20 protein-coding genes are annotated in these 22230 nt (G+C 70.0%); 11 read left to right on the forward strand and 9 right to left on the reverse strand.

The window, feature by feature from the left end; all coding sequences use genetic code 11:
- Nucleotide 1: 1 nt before the first annotated feature.
- Entirely contained in the window at nt 2-862 is an 861-nt protein-coding gene (locus ACIRB1_RS15900; RefSeq protein WP_403465940.1) for an endonuclease/exonuclease/phosphatase family protein, read from the reverse strand.
- 188 nt (nt 863-1050) lie between these two features.
- Here ACIRB1_RS15900 and gndA point away from each other — a divergent pair, with 188 nt between their 5' ends.
- Nucleotides 1051-2520, forward strand: a complete 1470-nt coding sequence (gene gndA, locus ACIRB1_RS15905; RefSeq protein WP_352181548.1) for an NADP-dependent phosphogluconate dehydrogenase — start codon at nt 1051-1053, stop codon at nt 2518-2520.
- A gap of 96 nt (nt 2521-2616) precedes the next feature.
- Here gndA and ACIRB1_RS15910 read toward each other — a convergent pair whose 3' ends face one another.
- Nucleotides 2617-3603, reverse strand: coding sequence for a LacI family DNA-binding transcriptional regulator (locus tag ACIRB1_RS15910; protein ID WP_403465941.1), 987 nt, complete (start codon nt 3601-3603; stop codon nt 2617-2619).
- Nucleotides 3604-3897: 294 nt separating this feature from the next.
- Between ACIRB1_RS15910 and ACIRB1_RS15915 the strand changes: the two genes are divergently transcribed.
- The 6 genes from ACIRB1_RS15915 to ACIRB1_RS15940 all read left to right on the forward strand — a co-directional run bounded on the left by ACIRB1_RS15915 (nt 3898) and on the right by ACIRB1_RS15940 (nt 11976).
- Nucleotides 3898-4824 carry a carbohydrate ABC transporter permease gene (locus ACIRB1_RS15915; protein WP_401199383.1) on the forward strand — a complete coding sequence of 309 codons (927 nt, stop codon included), beginning with the start codon at nt 3898-3900 and terminating at the stop codon, nt 4822-4824.
- A gap of 3 nt (nt 4825-4827) precedes the next feature.
- A complete protein-coding gene (locus ACIRB1_RS15920; protein WP_403465942.1) occupies nt 4828-5778 on the forward strand; it encodes a carbohydrate ABC transporter permease in 951 nt (316 codons plus the stop codon).
- 46 nt (nt 5779-5824) lie between these two features.
- A complete protein-coding gene (locus ACIRB1_RS15925; protein WP_352181544.1) occupies nt 5825-7165 on the forward strand; it encodes a sugar ABC transporter substrate-binding protein in 1341 nt (446 codons plus the stop codon).
- A 128-nt stretch (nt 7166-7293) separates the two neighbouring features.
- The gene (locus ACIRB1_RS15930; RefSeq protein WP_403465943.1) at nt 7294-9348 is read left to right on the forward strand and encodes a beta-galactosidase; all 2055 of its coding nucleotides are present in this window, start codon (nt 7294-7296) and stop codon (nt 9346-9348) included.
- Between the two features lie 238 nt (nt 9349-9586).
- Nucleotides 9587-10756, forward strand: a complete 1170-nt coding sequence (locus ACIRB1_RS15935) for a permease (RefSeq protein WP_352181542.1) — start codon at nt 9587-9589, stop codon at nt 10754-10756.
- A gap of 155 nt (nt 10757-10911) precedes the next feature.
- Nucleotides 10912-11976 (forward strand): chitinase, encoded by a 1065-nt coding sequence (locus ACIRB1_RS15940; protein ID WP_403465944.1) that lies wholly within the window; start codon nt 10912-10914, stop codon nt 11974-11976.
- A gap of 92 nt (nt 11977-12068) precedes the next feature.
- Here the strand turns inward: ACIRB1_RS15940 and ACIRB1_RS15945 are convergent, their stop codons facing one another.
- A complete protein-coding gene (locus ACIRB1_RS15945; protein ID WP_352181540.1) occupies nt 12069-13166 on the reverse strand; it encodes a PP2C family protein-serine/threonine phosphatase in 1098 nt (365 codons plus the stop codon).
- Between the two features lie 333 nt (nt 13167-13499).
- Between ACIRB1_RS15945 and ACIRB1_RS15950 the strand changes: the two genes are divergently transcribed.
- Nucleotides 13500-13880 carry an ATP-binding protein gene (locus ACIRB1_RS15950; protein ID WP_403465945.1) on the forward strand — a complete coding sequence of 127 codons (381 nt, stop codon included), beginning with the start codon at nt 13500-13502 and terminating at the stop codon, nt 13878-13880.
- 12 nt (nt 13881-13892) lie between these two features.
- Here the strand turns inward: ACIRB1_RS15950 and ACIRB1_RS15955 are convergent, their stop codons facing one another.
- From ACIRB1_RS15955 to ACIRB1_RS15965, 3 genes are read right to left on the reverse strand one after another with little or no spacing between them, the layout of a single operon-like run.
- Nucleotides 13893-14120 carry a non-oxidative hydroxyarylic acid decarboxylases subunit D gene (locus ACIRB1_RS15955; RefSeq protein ID WP_403465946.1) on the reverse strand — a complete coding sequence of 76 codons (228 nt, stop codon included), beginning with the start codon at nt 14118-14120 and terminating at the stop codon, nt 13893-13895.
- 34 nt (nt 14121-14154) lie between these two features.
- Nucleotides 14155-15579, reverse strand: coding sequence for a non-oxidative hydroxyarylic acid decarboxylases subunit C (locus ACIRB1_RS15960; protein ID WP_403465947.1), 1425 nt, complete (start codon nt 15577-15579; stop codon nt 14155-14157).
- A 25-nt stretch (nt 15580-15604) separates the two neighbouring features.
- The gene (locus ACIRB1_RS15965; protein ID WP_403465948.1) at nt 15605-16201 is read right to left on the reverse strand and encodes a non-oxidative hydroxyarylic acid decarboxylases subunit B; all 597 of its coding nucleotides are present in this window, start codon (nt 16199-16201) and stop codon (nt 15605-15607) included.
- Between the two features lie 120 nt (nt 16202-16321).
- Here ACIRB1_RS15965 and ACIRB1_RS15970 point away from each other — a divergent pair, with 120 nt between their 5' ends.
- Nucleotides 16322-17155 (forward strand): helix-turn-helix domain-containing protein, encoded by an 834-nt coding sequence (locus ACIRB1_RS15970; protein WP_403465949.1) that lies wholly within the window; start codon nt 16322-16324, stop codon nt 17153-17155.
- A 168-nt stretch (nt 17156-17323) separates the two neighbouring features.
- Here ACIRB1_RS15970 and ACIRB1_RS15975 read toward each other — a convergent pair whose 3' ends face one another.
- Nucleotides 17324-17959 (reverse strand): hypothetical protein, encoded by a 636-nt coding sequence (locus ACIRB1_RS15975; RefSeq protein ID WP_403465950.1) that lies wholly within the window; start codon nt 17957-17959, stop codon nt 17324-17326.
- A gap of 183 nt (nt 17960-18142) precedes the next feature.
- Between ACIRB1_RS15975 and ACIRB1_RS15980 the strand changes: the two genes are divergently transcribed.
- Nucleotides 18143-18763 (forward strand): hypothetical protein, encoded by a 621-nt coding sequence (locus ACIRB1_RS15980; protein ID WP_403465951.1) that lies wholly within the window; start codon nt 18143-18145, stop codon nt 18761-18763.
- Nucleotides 18764-19005: 242 nt separating this feature from the next.
- Here ACIRB1_RS15980 and ACIRB1_RS15985 read toward each other — a convergent pair whose 3' ends face one another.
- Entirely contained in the window at nt 19006-20463 is a 1458-nt protein-coding gene (locus ACIRB1_RS15985; protein ID WP_403465952.1) for an MFS transporter, read from the reverse strand.
- A 177-nt stretch (nt 20464-20640) separates the two neighbouring features.
- Here ACIRB1_RS15985 and ACIRB1_RS15990 point away from each other — a divergent pair, with 177 nt between their 5' ends.
- On the forward strand, nt 20641-21096 hold the full coding sequence (locus tag ACIRB1_RS15990) for a MarR family winged helix-turn-helix transcriptional regulator (protein ID WP_403465953.1): 456 nt from the start codon (nt 20641-20643) through the stop codon (nt 21094-21096).
- A gap of 106 nt (nt 21097-21202) precedes the next feature.
- Here the strand turns inward: ACIRB1_RS15990 and ACIRB1_RS15995 are convergent, their stop codons facing one another.
- Nucleotides 21203-22126 carry a hypothetical protein gene (locus ACIRB1_RS15995; protein ID WP_403465954.1) on the reverse strand — a complete coding sequence of 308 codons (924 nt, stop codon included), beginning with the start codon at nt 22124-22126 and terminating at the stop codon, nt 21203-21205.
- Between the last annotated feature and the right edge of the window lie 104 nt (nt 22127-22230).

Genomic DNA, 22230 nt, shown 5'->3' on the forward strand with positions numbered 1-22230 from the left:
CTCACAGGGACAGCTCCACCACCAGCGGCCGGTGATCCGAGATCGCCGTCCTGGGCACCCGCGCGGCCCTTACGGCGTCCTCACCGAGCCCGTTCAGCAGGATGTGGTCGAGCTGGACGAGCGGGCGGTGCGAGGGGAAGGTCGCCTGCCGCGCCGAGCCCCGCCAGCCGCGCCGCGCGGACGCGTTGAGCGTGAACCTGGGCAGTGCGCCGACGAGGTTGAAGTCGCCCATCAGCAGCTGGGGTTGGGGCAGCCCGGCGATCCAGCGGCGCACGGTGCGCAGTTGCCCGATGTTCCACCCCGGCACGAACGAGAGATGCACGGCCACGGCGGTGAACGGGCCGTGCGGTCCTTCTATTACGGCGGCCAGCGCGGCCCGCGCCTGGTCCCGGGCCAGCACCGGGGCGGCCCGTCCGGCCACCCGCAGCGGCATGCCGATGGGCGCCGCCGGGAGTCGTAGCGCATGCCACTCGCGGACCGGGAGCCGGGACAGCAACGCGACGCCCTGCGACGGGACTTGGGGCTGCCGGGCGTCGGGGCCGTAGACCCGCATCCCGGGCTCGGCCGGGTCGAGGACCCAGCCCCGGCCCGGTACGGAACGGCAGTGCAGTGCCGTCGCGTAACGCCAGTCCCGCGCGGTCATCGCCTCGGCGGCGACCGCCGCCTGGTCGACGCCGCCCGACCGCTCCTGGAGCCGGTCTACCTCCTGGAGCGCCACCACGTCGGCGTCCAGGGACGCGACGGCCTCGGCGAGGGGGGTCGAGGGATCGCCGGGGAGCGCGGCCGTCGGACGGCCGTCCGGGTCGATCGGCCGACCGTGCAGCACGTTGAACGTCGCACACCGAACCAGTGAGTCACCCATAGTCAGGCCGCATTGTACGTAGGCCGCCCACGGGGCCGGCCCGGTGGTGCCGGTCAGCGAGGGGCCGGCGGAACGAATGACGAATCCGTGGCCCGTACGTCGAGTCATTTCGTGATCACACACGTACCTGCGGTCATGGGCGCCCAGCGCCGACCCGCCCCGTCACCGACTCGGAGAACAGGCACCCCATGAACGCATCCGCACCGCACGACCCCGCCGCCGATGGAACCGCCCAGATCGGCGTCACCGGCCTCGGCGTGATGGGCCGCAACCTCGCGCGCAACTTCGCCCGCAACGGCTACACGGTCGCCGTCCACAACCGATCGCCGCACCGCACCCATGAGTTGATGAAGGAGTACGGCGACGAGGGAGCCTTCGTCCCGGCCGAGACCGCGCGGGAGTTCGTGGCCGCGCTCGAGAAGCCCCGCCGCCTGATGATCATGGTCCAGGCCGGTCCCGCCACCGACGCCGTGATCGACGAGTTCGCCGAGCTGATGGAGCCCGGCGACATGATCATCGACGGCGGGAATGCCCACTTCGCCGACACCCGCCGTCGCGAGGCCGCCCTGCGCGACAAGGGCCTGCACTTCGTCGGCGCCGGTGTCTCCGGCGGCGAGGAGGGCGCGCTGAACGGGCCGTCGATCATGCCGGGCGGTTCGGCGGAGTCGTACGCCGTGCTGGGCCCGATGTTCGAGTCCGTGAGCGCGAAGGTCGACGGCGAGCCCTGTTCCACGCACATCGGGACCGACGGCGCCGGGCACTTCGTCAAGATGGTGCACAACGGCATCGAGTACGCCGACATGCAGCTCATCGCCGAGGCGTACGACCTGCTGCGCCAGGTCGGCGGCTACCCCCCGGCGGAGATCGCGGAGATCTTCCGGCGCTGGAACGAGGGGCGGCTCGGTTCCTATCTGATCGAGATCACCGCCGAGGTCCTCGCGCACACCGACGCGGAGACCGGCAAGGCGTTCGTCGACATCGTCACCGACGCGGCCGGGCAGAAGGGCACCGGCCGCTGGACCGTGCAGACCGCGCTGGAGCTGGGGTCGCCGGTCACCGCGATCGCGCAGGCCACCTTCGCCCGCGCCTCGTCCAGCCAGGGCTCCCTGCGCGCGGCCTACCGCGGGCTGCCCGGCGGCACCACTCCCCCGCTGAGCCGCACCGAGGCCGACCGGTTCACCGCGCAGGTCGAGCAGGCGCTGTACGCCTCGAAGGTCATCGCCTACGACCAGGGCTGGAAGATGATCCAGGACGCGGCGGCCGAGTTCGACTGGTCGATCGACCTCGCGGCGGTCGCCGGGATCTGGCGCGGCGGCTGCATCATCCGCGCCTCGTTCCTCGACCGCATCCGGGCCGCGTACACGGCGGACCCGGGGCTGGTCAGCCTGCTGAGCGAGGAGAGCTTCGCGACGGAGATCGGCGACGCACAGGTCCCCTGGCGCGAGGTCGTCGCCTCGGCGGCGCGCCGCGGCATTCCGGTCCCGGCCTTCTCCGCCGCCCTGTCCCACTACGACACGCTGCGCGCCGACCGGCTGCCGGCCGCCCTGCTCCAAGGCCAGCGCGACTTCTTCGGCGCGCACACCTACGGCCGTACCGACCGCACCGGCACGTTCCACACGCACTGGTCCCGTCCCGGCCGCCCGGAGACGACGGCCTGAGCCAACCCCGCCGAGCCTGAGCCACCCCGCTGAGGCCGAGCCTGAGCCACCTCGCTGAGAGGGCCCTTCCGCGCGCGTGCGGGAGGGCCCTTCCGCTTATCCGACGGGAGGTGCCGTGCTGTCGCGTATGACGAGTTTCGTGGGCACGAGCGTGGTGCCGTGTTCCTCGCTCCGCTGCCGCATCCGCCGCAGGACACCCTCCACGCACAGGCGTCCGACCTCGGCGAAGTCCTGGTGGACGGTGGTCAGGGGCGGCAGGAAGGAACCGGCCTCGGGGATGTCGTCGAAGCCGATGACGCTGACGTCCTCCGGGATGCGCCGGCCGCGCTCGTGCAGGGCACGCAACAGGCCCAGTGCCATCTGGTCGTTGGCCGCGAACACGGCCGTGCAGTCCGTCTGTTGGGCGAGTTCCAGTCCCACGCGGTAGCCGGACTCCGCTGACCAGTCGCCGCGCACGACCGGGGGCACCGGCCGTCCCGCGTCGGTGAGTTCGGCGCTCCAGGCGTCGGCGCGGCGCTGTGCGGCGAAGGACTCCTCGGGTCCCGCCAGGTGCCAGACCGTGCGATGGCCGAGGTCGAGGAGATGGCGTACGGCGGCCCTGGCCCCGCCGTTCTGGTCGGTGTCGACCACGCTGTAGCGGTCGCCCGCGTCGGAGTCGGCGACGACGACCTGGACATGCGGCGGCAGGGAGATGGTCGCCGCGTCCAGCAGGTGGACCTCCATGATGGCGATGACCGCGTCGACGGCGAGTTCGCCCAGGCGCGAGAACGCCCCGCGCACCTCGTCCTGGGTGGGGACGGCGACCGGCAGCAGCGTGACGGCGTAGCCCTCGTGCGCGGCGGAGGTGGCGATCGCCTCCAGGGTGCGCATGTTGCCCGTGGTGGAGAGGTTGAAGGTGATCACGCCGATGGTGCGGAACTCACCGCGTTTCAATGCGCGGGCCGCGCTGTTGGGCCGGTAGCCCAGCTCCTTCATGGCGGCGAGGACCTGCTGCCTGGTCTCCTCGTTGACGCCCGCGTAGCCGTTCGACACACGGGAGACGGTCTGCGAGGACACGCCCGCCACGCGTGCGACATCCGCCATCGAGGCGCTCTGGGCGCGCCGCGCGGAGCGCTTCCCGCCACGCGCGCGTGCCCCGTCTTTTCTCGCCGAGGCACCGTCCGCTGCGTCCACCCGTCTCCCTTCACGTATCGATCCGATTGCCACGGTCGTGTTTCGCAAGACGACCCTTGACCACCGACATTGGGGCAGTGTAGACATGCCGCCATCAGATGTTTACGTAAACATAACAGGCCGGGGCCGTTGTGGACCGTGCTGTTTACGCAACATCGCGACGGCGTGTGACGCCGGTTCCGAGATGGACGAGCGAGGAACTACATGACGACGCTTCAGCCCCCTGCGGCCGCGACTCGGCCTCCTGACAGGCCCTCGGCGAAACGGGACCGCCGTTCCTGGACAGGGTGGGGTTTCATCGGACCCTTCGCGGTGGTCTTCGCCTTCGTCTTTCTGGCTCCGATCGCGTACTCGATCTATCTCAGCCTCTTCCGCGACCAGCTCATCGGCGGCAACCACTTCGTCGGCCTGGACAACTACAAGCAGGCCTTCCAGGACGACCAGTTCTGGTCCTCGCTGGAGCGGGTCTCGCTGTTCCTGGTGATCCAGGTGCCGATCATGCTCGGCATCGCCCTGTTCGTGGCGCTCGCCCTGGACAGCGGCCGGCTCTTCGGCCGGGACTTCTTCCGGATCTCGATCTTCCTGCCGTACGCCGTGCCCGCCGTGGTCGCCACCCTGATGTGGGGCTTCATGTACGGCACCCAGTTCGGTCTGGTGGGTGACATCAACAGCGCGTTCGACGTCACGCTGCCCGACCCGCTCTCCGCGCACCTGGTGCTGGCGTCGATCGGCAACATCGTGACCTGGGAGTTCGTCGGCTACAACATGCTGATCTTCTACTCCGCGCTGCGGGTCATCCCCACCTCGCTGTACGAGGCGGCGGAGATCGACGGCGCCGGGCAGTTCCGGGTCATCACGGCCATCAAGCTCCCCGCGATCCGGGGCGCCCTGGTCATCGCGACGATCTTCTCGATCATCGGCAGCTTCCAGCTCTTCAACGAGCCGAGCATCCTGCGTCCGCTGGCGCGCAACGCGATCACCACGGACTACACGCCGAACTTCTACACGTACTCACTGTCCTTCAACGGACAGCAGCACAACTACTCCGCGGCGGTCGCCATCATCATGGGGCTGATCACCATGGTCATCGCCTACGTCGTGCAGCTCCGCGGCATGCGCAAGGGAGCCTGAGCCATGAGCACCCCCGTCACCACCGCCTCTCCCTCGGCGTCGGCCGCCTCCGGCAGCGGCTCGAAGAGCGCGCCCCGGCTGCGCACCCCGCGCAAGAAGCACTCACCCGGGCGTCCCAAGCGCAGTGTGCTGCTGACCGTGCTGACCGGACTGATCCTGGTCTACACCGTGGTGCCGCTGCTGTGGCTGGTCATCAACGCGACCAAGACACAGGCAGGGCTCGCGGACTCCAACGGCCTGTGGTTCGCCCACCACTTCGCGCTCTGGCAGAACATCCACGACACGTTCACCTACCACGACGGCATCTTCGTCCGCTGGCTGCTGAACACCCTGCTGTACGTCGTGCTCGGCGCCGGCGGCGCCACCTTCCTGTCGATCCTCGGCGGCTACGCGCTGGCCAAGTTCACGTTCCCGGGCAAGCGCGCCATCTTCGCCGTGGTCATCGGCGCGGTCGCCGTCCCGGGTACGGCCCTCGCGGTGCCGACGTTCCTGATGTTCAGCAAGATGGGGCTCACGGACACCCCGTGGGCGGTGATCATCCCCTCCCTGGTCTCGCCGTTCGGCCTGTACCTGATGTGGGTGTTCGCCACCGAGGCCATCCCGGTCGAGCTCCTGGAGGCCGCCCGGATCGACGGCGCGGGCGAGATCCGCACCTTCTTCCAGGTGTCCCTGCCGCTGCTCGCCCCCGGTGTCGTGACGGTGCTGCTGTTCACCACGGTCGCGACATGGAACAACTACTTCCTTCCGCTGATCATGATCAAGAACCCGGACTGGTACCCCCTGACCCTGGGCCTGGACGCCTGGAACTCCCAGGCCCAGACGATCGGTGGTGACGTCATCTTCAACCTGGTGATCACGGGTTCGCTGCTCACCATCGTGCCGCTGATCGCCGCGTTCCTGCTGCTGCAGAAGTACTGGCAGTCCGGTCTCGCCGCCGGAAGCGTCAAGGAATAACCCAACCCTCAAGAAGTCCCACCCACGAAGAAGTGGAAGCACCTCCATGCGCAGAACTACCGGCCGCCTGCTGCGCGGCATGGCTCTCCTCTCCGTCCTCGCCCTGGGCGCGACCGCCTGCGGCGGCTCCGGTGACGACAGCTCCAGCTCGAAGGCCGTCTCCGCCTCGGACATCCAGGCGGCCCTCAAGAAGGGCGGCTCGGTCACGGTCTGGGCCTGGGAGCCCACGCTGAAGACGGTCGCCGCCGACTTCCAGAAGAAGTACCCCAAGGTCAAGATCAACCTGGTCAGCGACCGGTCCGGCGACAAGCACTACACCGCGCTGTCGAACGCGATCGCGGCCGGCAAGGGCGTCCCGGACGTCGCCCAGGTCGAGTACTTCGCGCTGAGCCAGTACTCCCTCACCAAGGGTCTGACGAACCTGACGCCCTACGGCGCCGACAAGCTGGCCTCCAAGTACACGGCCGGTCCGTGGAACGCGGTGAGCGACGGCGACAAGGTCTACGGCCTGCCCATGGACTCGGGCCCGATGGCGATGTTCTACAACAAGAAGGTCTTCGACAAGTACAAGATCGCCGTCCCCACCACGTGGGACGAGTACGTCGTCGCGGCCCGCAAGCTGCACAAGGCCGACCCGAAGGCGTACATCGCCAACGACGCCGGTGACGCGGGCTTCACCACCAGCATGCTGTGGCAGGCCGGTTCGCGCCCCTACAAGGTCGACGGCACCAAGGTGACGGTCAACTTCGAGGACGCGGGCGCCAAGAAGTACACGGAGACCTGGCAGAAGCTGATCGACGAGAAGCTCCTCGCGCCGATCAACGGCTGGACCGACGACTGGTACAAGGGCCTCGGTGACGGCACCATCGCCACCCTGACCACCGGCGCCTGGATGCCCGCCAACTTCGTCAGCGGTGTCGCCGGTGCCTCCGGTGACTGGCGCGCGGCCCCGATGCCGCAGTGGACCGCGGGCGGCAAGGCCAGCGCGGAGAACGGCGGCAGCTCCCTGACCCTGCCCACCCTGGGCAAGAACAAGGAACTCGCCTACGCGTTCGTCCAGTACGCCAACGCCGGCGCCGGCATCCAGACCCGTGTCGACGAGGGCGCCTTCCCGGCCACCAAGGCCGAGCAGCAGTCCGCGGCGTTCCAGAACAAGACGTTCCCGTACTTCGGCGGACAGAAGGCGAACCAGATCTTCGCCCAGTCCGCGTCCGAGGTCGCGTCCGACTGGTCGTACCTGCCCTTCCAGCAGTACGCCAACTCGATCTTCAACGACACCGTCGGCAAGGCGTACATCTCCGGTACGACGCTGGCCCAGGGTCTGAAGAGCTGGCAGGACGCCTCCGTCAAGTACGGCAACGAGCAGGGCTTCACGGTCAACAAGTGACCCGCCCGCAGTAACCGGCACCTCCTCGGGAGCCGCCGCCGAGCAGCAGTCCGCCCGGCGGCGGCCGCCCGGGACCCACCACGCAGCACGCATCTCGTACCGCCTGTGCAGTAACCGGAAGGACCACCATGATCTCCACCCTCCTGTCCCAGTTGCGGCACGGGCCGGACGGTGCACCCACCACCCCCCGCCTCGCCTACGGCGCCGACTACAACCCGGAGCAGTGGCCGCGCGAGGTGTGGGACGAGGACATCCGGCTGATGCGCGAGGCCGGCGTCAACATCGTCTCCGTGGGGATCTTCTCCTGGGCCCGCATCCAACCGGCCCGGGACGAATGGGACTTCGGCTGGCTCGACGAGATCATGGACCTGCTGCACGCGGGCGGCATCGGCGTCGACCTGGCCACGGCCACCGCGTCCCCGCCCCCGTGGCTGAGCACGGAGCACCCGGAGATCCTCCCGGTGACCGCCTCCGGCGAGACCCTGTGGCCCGGCGGCCGTCAGCACTGGCGTCCCACCTCACCCGTCTTCCGCGACCACGCGCTGCGCCTGGTAAGGAAGTTGGCGGAACGCTACGCGGACCACCCCGCGCTGGTCGCCTGGCACGTCTCCAACGAGCTGGGCTGCCACAACGTCTACGACTACTCCGACGACGCGGCCCGCGCCTTCCGTGACTGGCTGCGCGCCCGCTACTCCACCGTCGACGCGCTCAACCAGGCCTGGGGCACGGCGTTCTGGTCCCAGCGGTACAGCGACTGGGAGCAGATCCTGCCGCCCCGGCTGGCCGCCTCCTTCCCGAACCCGACCCAGCAGCTCGACTTCAAGCGTTTCTCCTCGGACGCGCTCAAGGACCATCTCCGCGCCGAGCGCGACCTGTTGCGCGAGATCACCCCGAATGTGCCGGTCACCACCAACTTCATGGTGATGGGCAACACCAAGGGCATGAACTACGCCGACTGGGCCGCCGAGATCGACTTCGTCTCCAACGACCACTACGTCACGCCCGGTTCGCAGGACCGCGACGAGCTGTCCTTCTCCGCGAACCTCGTCAGCGGCATCTCCGCCGGCCGTCCGTGGTTCCTGATGGAGCACTCCACCAGCGCCGTCAACTGGCAGCCCGTCAACGTCGCGAAGCGCCCCGGCGACCTGGCCCGCGACGCGCTGCTGCACGTCGCGCACGGCGCCGACGCCGTCTGCTACTTCCAGTGGCGCCAGTCCGCGGCCGGCGCCGAGAAGTACCACTCCGCGATGGTCCCGCACGCCGGGGCCGACAGCGAGGTCTTCCGCACGGTGGCCGAACTCGGCCGCACCCTGCGCACGTTGGCCCCCGTCGCCGGGTCCGAGCGCGAGACGGCCCGGGTCGGCATCGTCTTCGACTGGGAGTCCTGGTGGGCGAGCGAGCAGGACTCGCACCCCACCGACCGCCTCGACTACCGCCAGGAAGGGCTGGACTGGTACTCCGCCCTCCTCGACCTCGGGGTCCGCGCCGACCTGGTCACGGCGCAGACCGCCCTCGACCGCTACGACGTGGTCATCACACCGGTCCTGCACATGATCCCGGCGGCCCTCTCCAAGGAACTCACGCGCTACGTCGAGCAGGGCGGCCACCTCGTCTCCACCTACTTCTCGGGTGTCGTCGACGAGAACGACCACATCTGGCTCGGCGGTTACCCGGGCGCCCTGCGCGACCTGTTGGGCATCCGCATCGAGGAGTTCGGCCCGCTGCTCGACGGCGACACGGTCGAGCTGGACCTCGACGGCACCGCCACCGGCTCCCTGTGGACCGACCGGATCACGGTCACCGACCCCGAGGTGGAGGTGCTGGCCCACTACCGCAGCGGCGACTACACCGGCCGCCCCGCCGTCACCCGCCGTACGGTGGGCGGAGGTTCGGCCGCGTACGTCTCCACCCGCCTGGGCCGCGAGGGCCTCACCGGTCTCCTTCCCGAGCTGCTCGCGCCCGCCGGTGTCGGCAGCGAACTCCCGGACGCGGCAAGGGGAGTTGTCGAGCTGACCGTGCGCCGGAACGCCGACAGCCGCTACCTGTTCCTGGTCAACCGCACCGACGGGACGGTCCCGTTGACCGGCCTGTCCGGCGAACTCCTCGTCGGCAGCGCGGGAGACGACGGCTTCCCCGTCCTCTCCCCCAGGGACGTCGCCGTGGTGCGCCAACCCGTCGGGTGAGTCCGGGCAGCCCCCGGCGGGAGCCGGCGTCACGGTCATCCGTGATCCCTCTTCCGCCCGGGGGCGGCTCGCCACCCTGAGGCGCGCAGCATGCCCTGCGCCGCGTCGCCGACGCTGCCGGGTCCGTCCCGGAGGTGGGCGAGTTCCTTGAGGTGCCCGGCGATCGGCTTCCTCTGTGGACGCGATACCCCCTAGGGGTATAGTCCTGCCTGTCTCACACCGAAGAAGGGACAGGTTCATGGAAGCGATCGGGCACGCGTTGTCCATTGCCGGGTCGATGACCTGGGAAGTCACCTGGGCGCTGATCCTCGGCTTCACGCTCTCCGCCGTCGTGCAGGCGGTGGTGCGCCGGTCCACGGTCGTACGGCTCATGGGAGACGACCGGCCGCGCACGCTCGCCCTGTCCGCCGGGCTGGGCGCGGCCTCGTCCTCCTGTTCGTACGCGGCCGTCGCGCTCGCCCGGTCGCTGTTCCGCAAGGGCGCGAACTTCACCGCCGCGATGGCCTTCGAGATCGCCTCGACCAACCTGGTCGTCGAACTGGGCGTGATCCTGGCCCTGTTGATGGGCTGGCAGTTCACCGCCGCCGAGTTCGTCGGCGGACCGGTCATGATCGTCGTGCTCGCGGTGCTGTTCCGGCTCTTCCTGCGGCAGCGGCTGCTCGACCGGGCGCGGGAGCAGGCGGAGCGCGGGCTGGCCGGTTCCATGGAGGGGCACGCGGCGATGGACATGTCGATCGGGGGCGAGGGGAGCTTCGTCCGCCGGCTGTTCTCCCGGGACGGGTTCACGTCCGTCGCGCACATCTTCGTCATGGAGTGGGCCGCGATCCTGCGCGACCTGGTGGCCGGACTGCTGATCGCGGGCGCGATCGCCGCCTGGGTGCCGGACAGCTTCTGGCACACGTTCTTCCTCGCCGACCACCCGCTCGCCGCGAAGCTGGTCGGCCCGCTCGTCGGACCGCTGGTGGCCATCGCGACCTTCGTGTGCTCGATCGGCAACGTGCCTCTGGCGGTGGTGCTGTGGAAGGGCGGCATCAGCTTCGGCGGGGTGATCGCCTTTCTCTACGCCGATTTGCTGATCCTGCCGATCCTCAACATCTACCGGAAGTACTACGGCGCCCGGATGGCCGGCTTCCTGCTGGTCACCTTCTTCGCCGCGATGGCCGTCGCGGGCTACGTCGTCGAGTTCGCCTTCGGGGGCCTGGGGCTCATCCCGGACCAGGCCGACGCCAAGATCCCCGACGACGGCATCACCTGGAACTACACGACCTGGCTCAACATCGTGTTCCTGCTGCTGGCCGCGAGTCTGGTCGTACGGTTCCTGCGCAGCGACGGTCCGGCCATGCTGCGGATGATGGGCGCCTCACCGGACCAGGACGAGCAGGCGCACGAACACCAGCACCACCACTAGCGGCGCCCACCGGCCCGGGGTTTCCCGGGTCGCATTCCCCTATAGGCACGGGCAGTTCACTGTAAAGAACCTTGACAGACGATTGGTCTAGTCCAAATATGGTCGCTGTTCGTCCCGGTCAGGGGCGGCTTCTCGCCTTCAGCATGGGAGCGTCAATGAGACGACCTGGGCTTCTCCGCGCGTCACTGTCCTGCGCGGCCGTAACCGCCTTGTCCACGGGGCTGGTCGCTCTCGGCGGGGGTGCCGCGGACGCCTCGCACCGCGCGCGGCCCATGCCGGACCATGTGGCGGCGCCGTACTTCGAGGCGTGGACGGGTGAGAGCCCGGCGGCGCTCGCCGCCGCGTCCGGCAATAAGTACCTGACGATGGCCTTCCTTCAGACCGAGGCGCCCGGTTCGTGCACGGCGTACTGGAACGGCCAGCCCGCCCAGCCGATCGCGAAGCCCACCTTCGGCAAGGACATCGCCACGATCCAGGCGCGTGGCGGCAACGTCATCCCGTCCTTCGGCGGCTACAGCGCGGACACCACCAACACCGAACTCGCCGACAGCTGCACCGATGTCGACGCCATCGCCAAGGTCTACGAGAGCCTGGTCACGACGTACGGCGTGAGCCGTATCGACCTCGACATCGAGGCCGACTCGATCAACAACACGGCCGGCATCGACCGCCGCAACAAGGCGATCGCGAAGGTGCAGCGCTGGGCCGAACGCACCGGCCGCAGCGTGGAGTTCTCCTACACGCTGCCGACGACCACCACCGGCCTCGCGCCCAACGGCGTCGCCCTGCTGAAGAACGCGGTCGACAACGGCGCGCGCGTGGACGTCGTCAACATCATGACGTTCGACTACTACGACGGCGCCGCCCACGACATGGCGCAGGACACCAAGACCGCCGCGACCGGCCTGCACTCCCAACTCGCCGCGCTCCACCCGAAGTCGAACCCGGCGAAGCTGTGGAAGACGATCGGCGTCACCGAGATGCCCGGCATCGACGACTTCGGCCCGGCGGAGACCTTCACCACGCAGAACGCGGTCACGGTGAAGAACTGGGCAGCCGCCCAGGGCATCAACACGCTGTCCTTCTGGGCGCTCCAGCGCGACAACGGCGGCTGTGTCGGCACCGGGGGCGCCAACAACTGCTCCGGGATCGCGCAGGACACCTGGTACTTCAGCCACACGTTCAAGGGGTTCACGCACGGCTCGGGCGACCACCACTAGGGGCACGACGGACTGCGGGCCGCCGCCTCCACCAGGGCGGCTCCCGCGTCTGTTGGTCGGTGGCGGCGATATCGACCACGGGCCTGCCGTGCTCACCGGACGGGCGGTTCGTCGCCCGTCCGGGTCACGTGGCCGTGGTAGCGCAGCAGGAGCATCGCGGCGTCGTCGTGGAGCGGGCCCGCCGTGTGGCGGACCAAGTCCTCGCGGAGGGAGTCGAGCGCGCTCTGCGCGTCGGGTTCCTTCAGCAGGTGCGCCCGCTCGCCCAGCGGATAGAAGGTGCCGCGTTCGTCGCGGGCCTCGGTGACGCCGTCGGTGTACAGGAGCAGCTGCTCGCCGGGGGCGAAGCGCACGGAGAACGGCTTCGGGTTCTCGCCGCCCCGGGCGCCGCCCAGGCCGAGCGGCGGGGCGTAGGAGGGCGGGGCGGGGAAGTCGGCGGTGCCGTTGCGCCGTACGACCATCGGTGGCGGGTGGCCGTAGTTGAGGAAGAGCACCTCGTGGTCCGTGCCGATCTCGGCGAGGACGGCGGTCACGAACTTCTCGTCGGACAGCACCCGGGAGACGCTGCGCTCCAGGCGTTCGCCGAGTCCGACGAGGTCGGGTTCGTCGTGCGCGGCCTCGCGGAACGCGCCGAGCACCACGGCGGCCGTCTCGACGGCGGCCAAGCCCTTGCCCTGGACGTCGCCGACGATGACGCGCACGCCGTGCGGGGAGGCGACCACTTCGTAGAGGTCGCCGCCGATCCGGGCCTCCGCGACGGCCGAGGTGTACGACACCGCGGCCTGGAGCGGACCGGCGGTCAGCGGCACGGGCCGTAGCAGAACGCGCTGGGCGACCTCGGCGATGGACCGCACACTGGCGAGTTCGGCCTCGCGGCGGCCGCGCATCACGGCGGCGGCGATGCCCGCGCCGGTCACGCCGACCACCGACACCATCGCCAGGAAGCCCCGGCGTTCCTGGAACAGGCCGTCGTAGAGACCGAGTCCGACGCACAGGGCGAGGGCCGCAGCGCCGAACCACGCGGTGCGGCGCCAGCCGCCGACCAGGCCCGCGAAGGCCGGTCCGAGGGAGGCCAGCGGGAGGAAGCCGAGGCCGGGGCCCGCGAGGATGTCGCCGACCGCGACCACCGCCATCACCGCGGCGGGCAGCCAGGTCAGCGGGGAAAGCCTGCGCTGCGGCTTCGCTGCGGCCATGGTCCACTCCAAGGGCGTCGCGGCTTTCGGGGGCCGCCTTCCGCAAGAGCCCCTCCCCCACCTTTGGACATCGCAAGGCTGTCAGGCAATCCCCTCGACGCGCCCGGCCCTTTACCCAATTGAGTCCGAGAGCGGACATTTCCTGATCGACGACAACCATGCGGCAGCGTCCGGTTGCCGATCACGGAGTCAGGGCAAGTGAACTGTGTAGGACCGGCCGCGCACCATGCGGCGGCCCCGGTGCGGTGGCGCCGCGGGGATACCGGGTCGTCCTAGGAGGGGAAGTGATTCGCCATGCGTACGCATCGGCGTACCCATAGGCGTTCTGTACGCGTGGAGTACCTGCTGCCCGACGAGGCCGCGTCGGCGGGTCAGGCACGGAGGCTGACCTCGGAGTTCCTCGCCCGTTCCCGGCATCGGATGGAGCGGGTGGGCGCTTCGCAGATCGACGACGCGACGCTCATCGTGTCCGAACTCGTCGCCAACGCGACCGAACACGGCCGCGGCGAGTGCCGGTTGCGCATCCAGTTGTCCGACGAGCGCGTCACGGTCGAGGTCTACGACGACAACCCGGCCCCCCCGCGCGTGCGACCGCTGACGGCCGAGGCCGAGAGCGGACGCGGCCTGGCCATGGTCCGCTGTCTGGCCCACCGCTTCGACGTCACACCGGTCACCGGCGGCGGCAAGCGGGTCCGCGCGATCCTGGCCATCTGACCCGGCCGCGCCTCAGCGGACGGTCAGCGGCGGTACGACGGGCACCTCCGGGGCGGCGTCGATGTCGGCCTGGGTCATGCGGAACTCGACGGGGTACGCCTCGCGCCGCGTACGGCGGTCGGGTTCGGTGGTGCGCCACATGTAGAGGCAGCGGACGCACTGGAGTACGTCCCACACGCCGGGGACCGGCGAGGTGGTCACGGTGTCGAGCGTGCCGTGGGCGCAGCGGGGGCAGATCATGGCGGGTGGCTCCTGAGGTGGGTGCGGTGGGCGTTCAGCGGGCGGCGATGAGGGCGCGCAGCCGGTCCGTCCACTCCGGGGTCTCCGGAAGGTCCCGTACGGGGGTGTCGAAGTGGCCCCTGTTGTCCGGGGCGACCGGAGTCGTGGCGTCGATGATCATCTTGCTGGTGATTCCAGGGGTGTTGGCGGCCGGCGCGAGTGCCATGACCGACAGGTTGGGGACGATGATCACGTCGTCCTGAGGGTTCACCTTCGCGGACATCGCCCACATCACCTGGGGCAGGTCGAAGGGGTCGACGTCCTCGTCCACCACGATGACCTGCGTGACGTAGCCGAGGCCGTGCGGGGTGGTCATCGCGCGCATGCCGACCGCCTTGGCGAAGCCGCCGTAGCGCTTCTTCGTCGAGACGATCACCGCGAGGCCGTGGGTGTACATGGCGTTGACGGCCTGCACCTCGGGGAATTCGGCGCGGAGTTGCTTGAGGAGGGGGACGCAGGTGTTGGGGCCGACGAGGTAGTCGACCTCGGTCCACGGCATGCCGAGGTAGAGGGACTCGAAGACCGGGTTCGTACGGTACGAGACGCGGTCGACACGGATCGTCGGCATGCGCCGGCCGCCGGAGTAGTGGCCGGTGAACTCGCCGAAGGGGCCCTCTATTTGACGCTTGCGGCTCTCCACCACGCCCTCGATGACGACCTCGGAACCCCAGGGGACGTCGAAGCCCGTGAGCGGGGCGGTGGCGATGGGGGCGGGGGCTCCGCGCAGGGCGCCGGCCATCTCGTACTCGGACTGGTCGTAGCCCATCGGCATGCCGGCGACGATCGTGATGACCGGGTCGTTGCCGAGGGTGATCGCGATGGGCAGATCTTCACCCGACTCCTCGGCGGCGTGCAGGTGTTGGGCCACGTCGTGCATGGGGACCGGCTGGAAGGCGAGGCGGTCGCGGCCGATGACCTCGATGCGGTACGTGCCGACGTTCTGCTTGCCGAAGTGGTCCGGGTCGCGTGGGTCGCGTGAGACCACGGCGGCCTTGTCGAGGTAGAAGCCGCCGTCGCCGTCGTTGAGCCGGAACAGCGGGAGGACCTTGAACAGGTCGATGCCGGCGCCCTGTTGGGCGTTCTCCCGCCAGGGCGCGTCCTCGCGGCGCTCCGGTGCGACTGGGAACGCGTCCCAGCGGCGGGCGAACTCCTCGACCTGCTCACGTACGGAGGTGTCCGGGGGCAGTCCGAGGGCGAGGGCGTGGTTGCGCCAGGAGCCGTGGACGTTCATCGCGATCCGGGCGTCCGTGAAGCCCTTGACGTTGTCGAAGTAGAGAGCGGGGGCGCCTTCGCCGATGCGTCCGGCCGCGTTGGCCGCGGCGGCCAAGTCCGGTTCGGGAAGCACCTGTTCGGTGATCCGCAGCAGCTGGCCCTCCTTGTCCAGGGTGTCCAGGAAGCTGCGCAGGTCGTCGTGGGGCATGGGTGACTCCGTGGCTGTGTGCCGCTCAGGCGGCCGGGTGGATGCGGGCGTCGCGGGCGGGTCGCATGCCGTCCCAGCGCTTGGCGGCGGGGGCGGGCAGGTCGAGCTGGTCGAGGACGCGGGAGGTGAGGTGGGTGACGATGTCGTCGACCGTGGCGGGGTGGTTGTAGAAGGCGGGCATCGGCGGCACGATGCGGACGCCCTTGCGGGCGAGGTCGAGCATGTTCTCCAGATGGATCTCGCTCAGGGGGGTCTCGCGCGGTACGAGGACCAGCGGGCGGCGCTCCTTGAGGATCATGTCGGCGGCCCGGCCGATCAGCCCGTCGGCGTAGCCGGCGCGGATGCCGGCCAGGGTCTTCATGGAGCAGGGCACGATGACCATGCCGTCGGTGCGGAACGAGCCGGAGGCGATGGTGGCCCCCTGGTCCTCGGGACCGTGGACGACGTCCGCCAGCTCGGCGACCTCGCGGGTGGTGCGGCCCGTCTCCAGCTCCACGGTGGTCCGGGCCCAGCGGCTGAGCACGAGATGGGTCTCCACCTCGGGCAGCTCGGCGAGCTGCTCCAGCAGCCGGACACCGAGGACGGCACCGGTCGCTCCGGTCATCCCCACGATCAGTCGCACGTCGTCAGCTCCTTGCCCGATTCGGTCCCCGTGGTGTCGACCGTAGGAGCGGTTCTGCGCCCGGCCAGGGTAGGCTCGGGACTCACTATGGGAAAAAACGGTCAGCCTGGGATCACGGACGTGCCGTACCGTCCGTCGCTCGCCGCGCCCATCGGGATGGACGTCGTGGACTTCACCGAGCTGCTGGCGCGCGGCGAGCGGCGCGGTATCGACCTGTCGGCGCCGCAGCGGCCGGACTTCCATCACCTGATCCATGTCACCGAGGGCACGCTGCGGCACCGGGTGGACTTCACGGACTGCGTGGTGGCGGAGGGCGGCTGGCTGTGGGTGAGTTCGGGGCAGGTGCACCAGTACGTCCCCGCGGACCTGACGACGGCCCGGGGCACGATCGTCATCTGGCAGCCCGGCTTCGTCCTGGCCGATCCCCCCTTCGACCAGTCCCCCCTGCTCCCGACGGGCCCCCACGCACGAACGGCGCGCCTGACCCTCCGTCACCTCGCGTACGAGTACGCCGACTTGGCATCGCTCCCCCTCGACGCACACCTCCAGACCCTCCGCATGCTCCTCTCCGTCCTCCTGCTGCGCCTCTCCCACATCCGCCCGGACCCGGTGTCGTCCGCCCCGCCCGACGACACGTTCCGCCGCTACAGCGCCGCGCTGGAACGGGACTTCCGCAGCAGCCACCGCGTCGCCGACTACGCCGCCGCCCTCGGCTACAGCCCACGCACCCTCACCCGGGCGACCCTCGCGGCCACGGGGACGACCGCCAAGCAGTACCTCGACGCCCGCATCCTCCTGGAGGCCAAACGCCTCCTCGTCCACACCGACGCGACGGCCTCGGACATCTCCCGCACCCTCGGCTTCACCGAACCGACCGACTTCGCGAAGTTCTTCCGCACACGGGACGGCCGCACACCGCTGGAGTTCCGTGCGGTGGCACGCGGGCAGAGGTGACTCACGCGAGCAACGGGAGGCGGCGATAAGGGAGTTCAGTGCGGGCGAGACCGCCGTACGGCGTGCCGCGGAGCGGGGGTTGGGCGGCCGGCGTGCTTGAGGAGTCGGCCCGCTCGCCGCGTCGCGGCCCGGGTTCGTACGCGAAGCGTTGCGGCTTGGCGTTTCGGGTCAGCGGTGGGCCACGTAGGTGACGAGCCCGCCGATGTTCAGGCCCAGTGCGCAGCCGCGGCGGAAGGACGCGTAGCGCATCCTCGGGGTGTGCTGGGCGTCGCTCATCGCATACGGCCCGCGGATCCCCAGCTCCACGCCGCACAGGCAGATGACGTAGCCGAGACGCAGGGCGGCGGCTGCCCACTCGGGGTCGTGCGCGACCCAGGTCCGGGAGTAGATCTCGCCGTCGGGTGTCCGCAGTTCCAGCCGGGAGTAGGTGTATCCGTAGCACTGCTCCAGTTTTGGCTGTTCGTCGGGTATCTCGTGCAGCTCCCATCCGGGGATCGAGCACAGGACGGTGACCTCGGGCGGCAGACGCCTCATGCCGAACAGGATGGCGCCTTCGAGCTGCGGTTCCTCGGGTAGCTCGTCGGGCGAGGCTCCCGCCGGCACGACGTACCCGAAGTAGCCCACGCCCACGGCGTGCCTGAACTCGAAGAGGGCTGTGGGCATGCGGCGAGCCTGCGCGGGATCGAGGGGGACCGCGCCGTCCGCGGTCTCCAGACCCGTCAGCACACCGAGCCGCAGCGCGGGGTCGTCGCTGAACAGGATCTGCCCGTTGTCGTCGAGCTCTTCGTCCTGATGCCGGTTCATCTTCTTCGGCCCTCCGGTTGGTTACCGTTCCGCGTCCGCGCCTGGGCGACCAGATGTTGAACCATCCTATTGAAGGATCGTTCAACAATCCATACATTGGGCACGTGCACCACCGGGTCGGCGGTTTCGTCGAGGGCAGGGGTGAGAGTGGGCGCGGAGGAAGCAGGCGCAAGGCGGAGAGGCGTGGGCCGAAGGGTGCTGGTGGGCGCCGCGAGCACCGGCGGCGCGTTGGCGCTGTGGGCGACGGTGCGTCTGATCGAGCGCACGGCCTTCGTCACGCACGCCCAGTCGATCGAGGTGCTGTGCGCGGTGGCGCTTCTCCTCGCCTGCGTGTTCCTGGGCACGTGCTGGTCCTTGGACATCCGGTGGCTGCTGTGTGCGGTGTGCCTCTTCGGGGTGCTGTTCCTCCAGGACCGGGAGCTGGGCCAGCAGGAACTGCACCAGCACGGGCGTACCGAACACGTCAGGGTCCGACGGATGCAGTGGTCCGCCGCTGACGGCACGGGCGCGAGCGCTCACCTCTACACGGTCACCGTCGTCGACGGCCCTCCGCTGGCTCCGATCGAGGAGAACGGGCTCATGGGCTGGAAGTGGGTGGTGGGCGGCACGTACACGGTGACCGTCGATCCGCAGGGCAGTGCCCCGCTCAGGCGGGGGGACAGGCCCGGGCCGCCGGTGATCCAGCGGTTGCTCCAGATCCCACTCGGCCTCGGCCTGGCCTTCGCCCTCTGGATGCCCTCGGAACGGCTCCTGCGCCGCCGCGTTCCCCGGCCGTCGGCCCCGACGCCCAGCGCCGCCCCCTAGCCCCCTCCTCGACGGCCTGCGCAACGCCCCCGCCCCGCTCCCCCACCCTCACCGCACCCTGGCCCAACGATGCACTGCACGGCCTCGGACCGCAGCACTGGCCCCGCTGGAGCGGACTCACCCCAAGAACCCTGCGCCGCACGGGAATTGGCACGCGAACAGCACACTGCCCGGCGCCGTGGACCGGTCCAACGGTCCTTCGGCGCCGGGCAGCACGACCCTGCGTGTTCGCTGCGGTCGGGTCAGGAATCGACCCCGGCCTCTTCGAGCGCCACGACCGGCTCCGCCTTCCCCTCGTCCGCCGCGGTCTGCCGTACGGCGGGGATCGCCGCCGCGACCAGGGCCGCGAGGAGGGCGACACCGCCGCCGATGATGAGGCCCGTGCGGAAGCCGCCCTCGGAGGTGAAGGTGTAGCCACCCGCCGTGGTGGTCATCTGGGCGAGGACCACGCCGATCACCGCGGCACCGATCGAGGTGCCGAGGGAGCGCATGAGGGTGTTGAAGCCGTTCGCCGCGGCGGTCTCGGAGAGCGGGACCGAACTCATGATGAGGGCGGGCATCGCGCCGTAGGCGAGGCCGACGCCGCTGTTGATGACGATGCAGACGACCATGAGGCCCCACGCCGAGCTCATCAGGCCCATCGCCAGGGCGTAGCCGGCGGTGATGACCAGGACGCCGCTGATCAGGGTGAACTTCGGGCCGCGGGCGTTGGTGAGCTTTCCGCCGAGCGGGGAGACGATCATCATCATGATGCCGCCGGGCGCCATCCACAGGCCGGCCGCGAGCATCGACTGCCCCAGGCCGTATCCGGTGGCCTCGGGGAACTGGAGCAGCTGCGGGACGACGAGCATGCTGGAGTACATGCCGACGCCGACGAAGACCGAGGCGACGTTGGTGATGAGGACCCGGGGGCGGGCCGTCGTCCGCAGGTCGATCAGCGGGTCACCGGTGCGCAGCTCCCAGACACCCCAGGACAGGAAGGCCACGAGGGCGACGGCGAACAGGCCGAGCACGGTGGCCGAACCCCAGCCCCAGTCGGCGCCCTTGGAAATGCCGAGCAGCAGGCAGACGAGACCGACGGCGAGGCCGAGGGCACCGGGTGCGTCGAAGCGCTGGCCCTTGGCGGCGGCCGGGACATCCGGGATCAGGAACCAGATCAGTGCGGCGACCACGAGGGCGAGGGCGGCCGAACCCCAGAACAGGGCACGCCAGTTGGCGTACTGCGCGATGGCCGCGGCGATCGGCAGACCCAGGCCGCCGCCGATGCCCATGGAGGCGCTGACGAGGGCGATGGAGGGGCTGAGCCGCTCCTGCGGTACGACGTCCCGCAGCAGGGCGATGCCCAGCGGGACCATGCCCATGCCCATGCCCTGGAGTCCGCGGCCGACGATCATCGGGACGACGGACGAGGAGAGCGCGCAGACCACCGAGCCCACGATGAGCGGGACGGAGCAGGCGAGCAGCATGCGGCGCTTGCCCAGCAGGTCGCCGAGGCGTCCGACGACCGGCACGCAGACCGCGGCCACCAGCAGCGTGGCGGTGATCACCCACGCGGCGTTCGAGGACGAGGTGTGCAGCATCTCCGGCAGGTCGGCGATGAGCGGGGTGACCAGCGTCTGCATGATCGCGGCGGTGGTGCCGGCGAAGGCCAGCGTGGCGACCACGCCGCCTGCGCGGGCTGAAGGCTGGGGGGCGTCCATGGCGGGACTCCTCGGCATGTCTGTTCGGTCAGGATGTGAAGGGATGTGCATCGTACACATCGTATGTATCGACCATGTCATCTGGAGGATGCATACCGTCGTGGGAGGATGGATCGTGCCGCCCCCGAGCGCAGGACACGGTGGCGGCATCGGCAGGAAGCAGGAGGCAGTGGACCGATGGACAGGCGCACACGCGAGATCGAGTACGAGCAGATGCTCCTCAGCCGGCACGGGCTTCTGTCGCACCGGGGCGGGCGCCGCAAGGACGGCGTGCTGGAGCGCAGCGCCTACATCCTGCTGAGCCGCATCCGCGTCCAAGGGCCCATGTCCATCGGCGAGTTGAGCGACGCCTTCGGTCTCGACACGTCCACTCTCAACCGGCAGACGGCCGCCGCCATGCGCTCAGGGCTGGTCGACCGCATCCCCGACCCGCAGGGCGGCATGGCCCGCAAGTTCCGCATCACGGACCTGGGCGCTCGGATGCTCGACGAGGAACGCGAGGGTCTCGTCCAGTCCCTGGACCTGATCATGGACGACTGGTCGGACGAGGACATCGACGCCTTCGCGGCTTTCCTGCGACGCTTCAACACCGACATCGAACGGCTCGGCGGGCGCCCCTGGCCACGGCCGTGAGCGACGGCCATGGACGTGTGAACTCCGCGGGACGACAGCATGCGTGAGCCCCGCCCCGTGACAACTCACGGGGCGGGGCGGTCGGTTCACGCGGGGCGTGCCCGTGTCAGGACGAGCGGCGGGTACGGCCGGCCATGTACACCGCACCGCCGCCGAGGGCGATCACCAGGGCCGCACCGCCGGCGATGAGGCCGACCGGCGCGTTCGAACCGGTCTCCGCCAGCGGCTGGTTGCCACCGTTCGGCGTCGCCTTCGGCGTGGGCGAGGACGACGGCTGGAGCGGCGGCACGTGCGCGGAGGTGGGAGGCGTCGTCGACGGCTTGGGGCTGGCCGGCGGGGTCGACTCCTCGGCGGGAGGCGTGCTGTCGGCCGGGGTCGACGGCGTCGCGGGCGGCGCCGAGGCGGGCTGCGTCGGCGTCGGGGTGGGCGACGGAGTACCGGTGGTGCACTCCTTGTCGCCGCCGTTCCAGGCGGCTATGAGGTGGTACGGCGTCGTGATGTTGTCGGGCTGGTAGGGCAGCGGGCCGTGGCCCTCGCCCGTGCCGCCGTCGTACGTGACGTCGTCGCCGTACAGGTCGATCTGGCCGTAGCAGTCAGGTGACTTGACCTTCAGCTGCTGCCAGGTGTGCGTGGCGTCCTGCGCGCCGGCGACGTCCTTGGCGGTGAGGTAGACCGTGGCCTTGTCGACCATGGTCTGGTGGCCGGAGGTGTACCAGTTGGAGCCCTCGGTGGTGTACTCGGCGAGCGAGACGGGGTACTTGCAGCTCTCCCCGACGCTCTGGTCGGGAGCGAGCCGGACCTGGACGGTGCCCGGGACGGTGTCCCACTGGAGGAACCCGCCCTGCGAGGTCCAGTCCGCGCCGACGACGTTTCCATCAGCACCGACGATGCGGTACTGCACGGTGGCGGACTGGCAGGCGCCGGTCTCGGCGGCGCTCGCCGGACCGGCTGCGAGCACGGGGGCGGCAGCCGCGACGAACGCGGTGGCGGCGAGGGCGGACAGGGATCTGAGGTGCTGCGAACGTGACAAAGTGAGCCTCGACGATGGTGAAAGGTGTGGGAGGTGGCAGAGCGCGAGCGGCGGGCACACTGAAGGAGACGATCGATGGCGTGCGCTGCCGGACCGCTCGCGGC

Source organism: Streptomyces sp. NPDC096013 (genome assembly GCF_044763565.1).
In the GTDB taxonomy this organism is placed as follows: domain Bacteria; phylum Actinomycetota; class Actinomycetes; order Streptomycetales; family Streptomycetaceae; genus Streptomyces.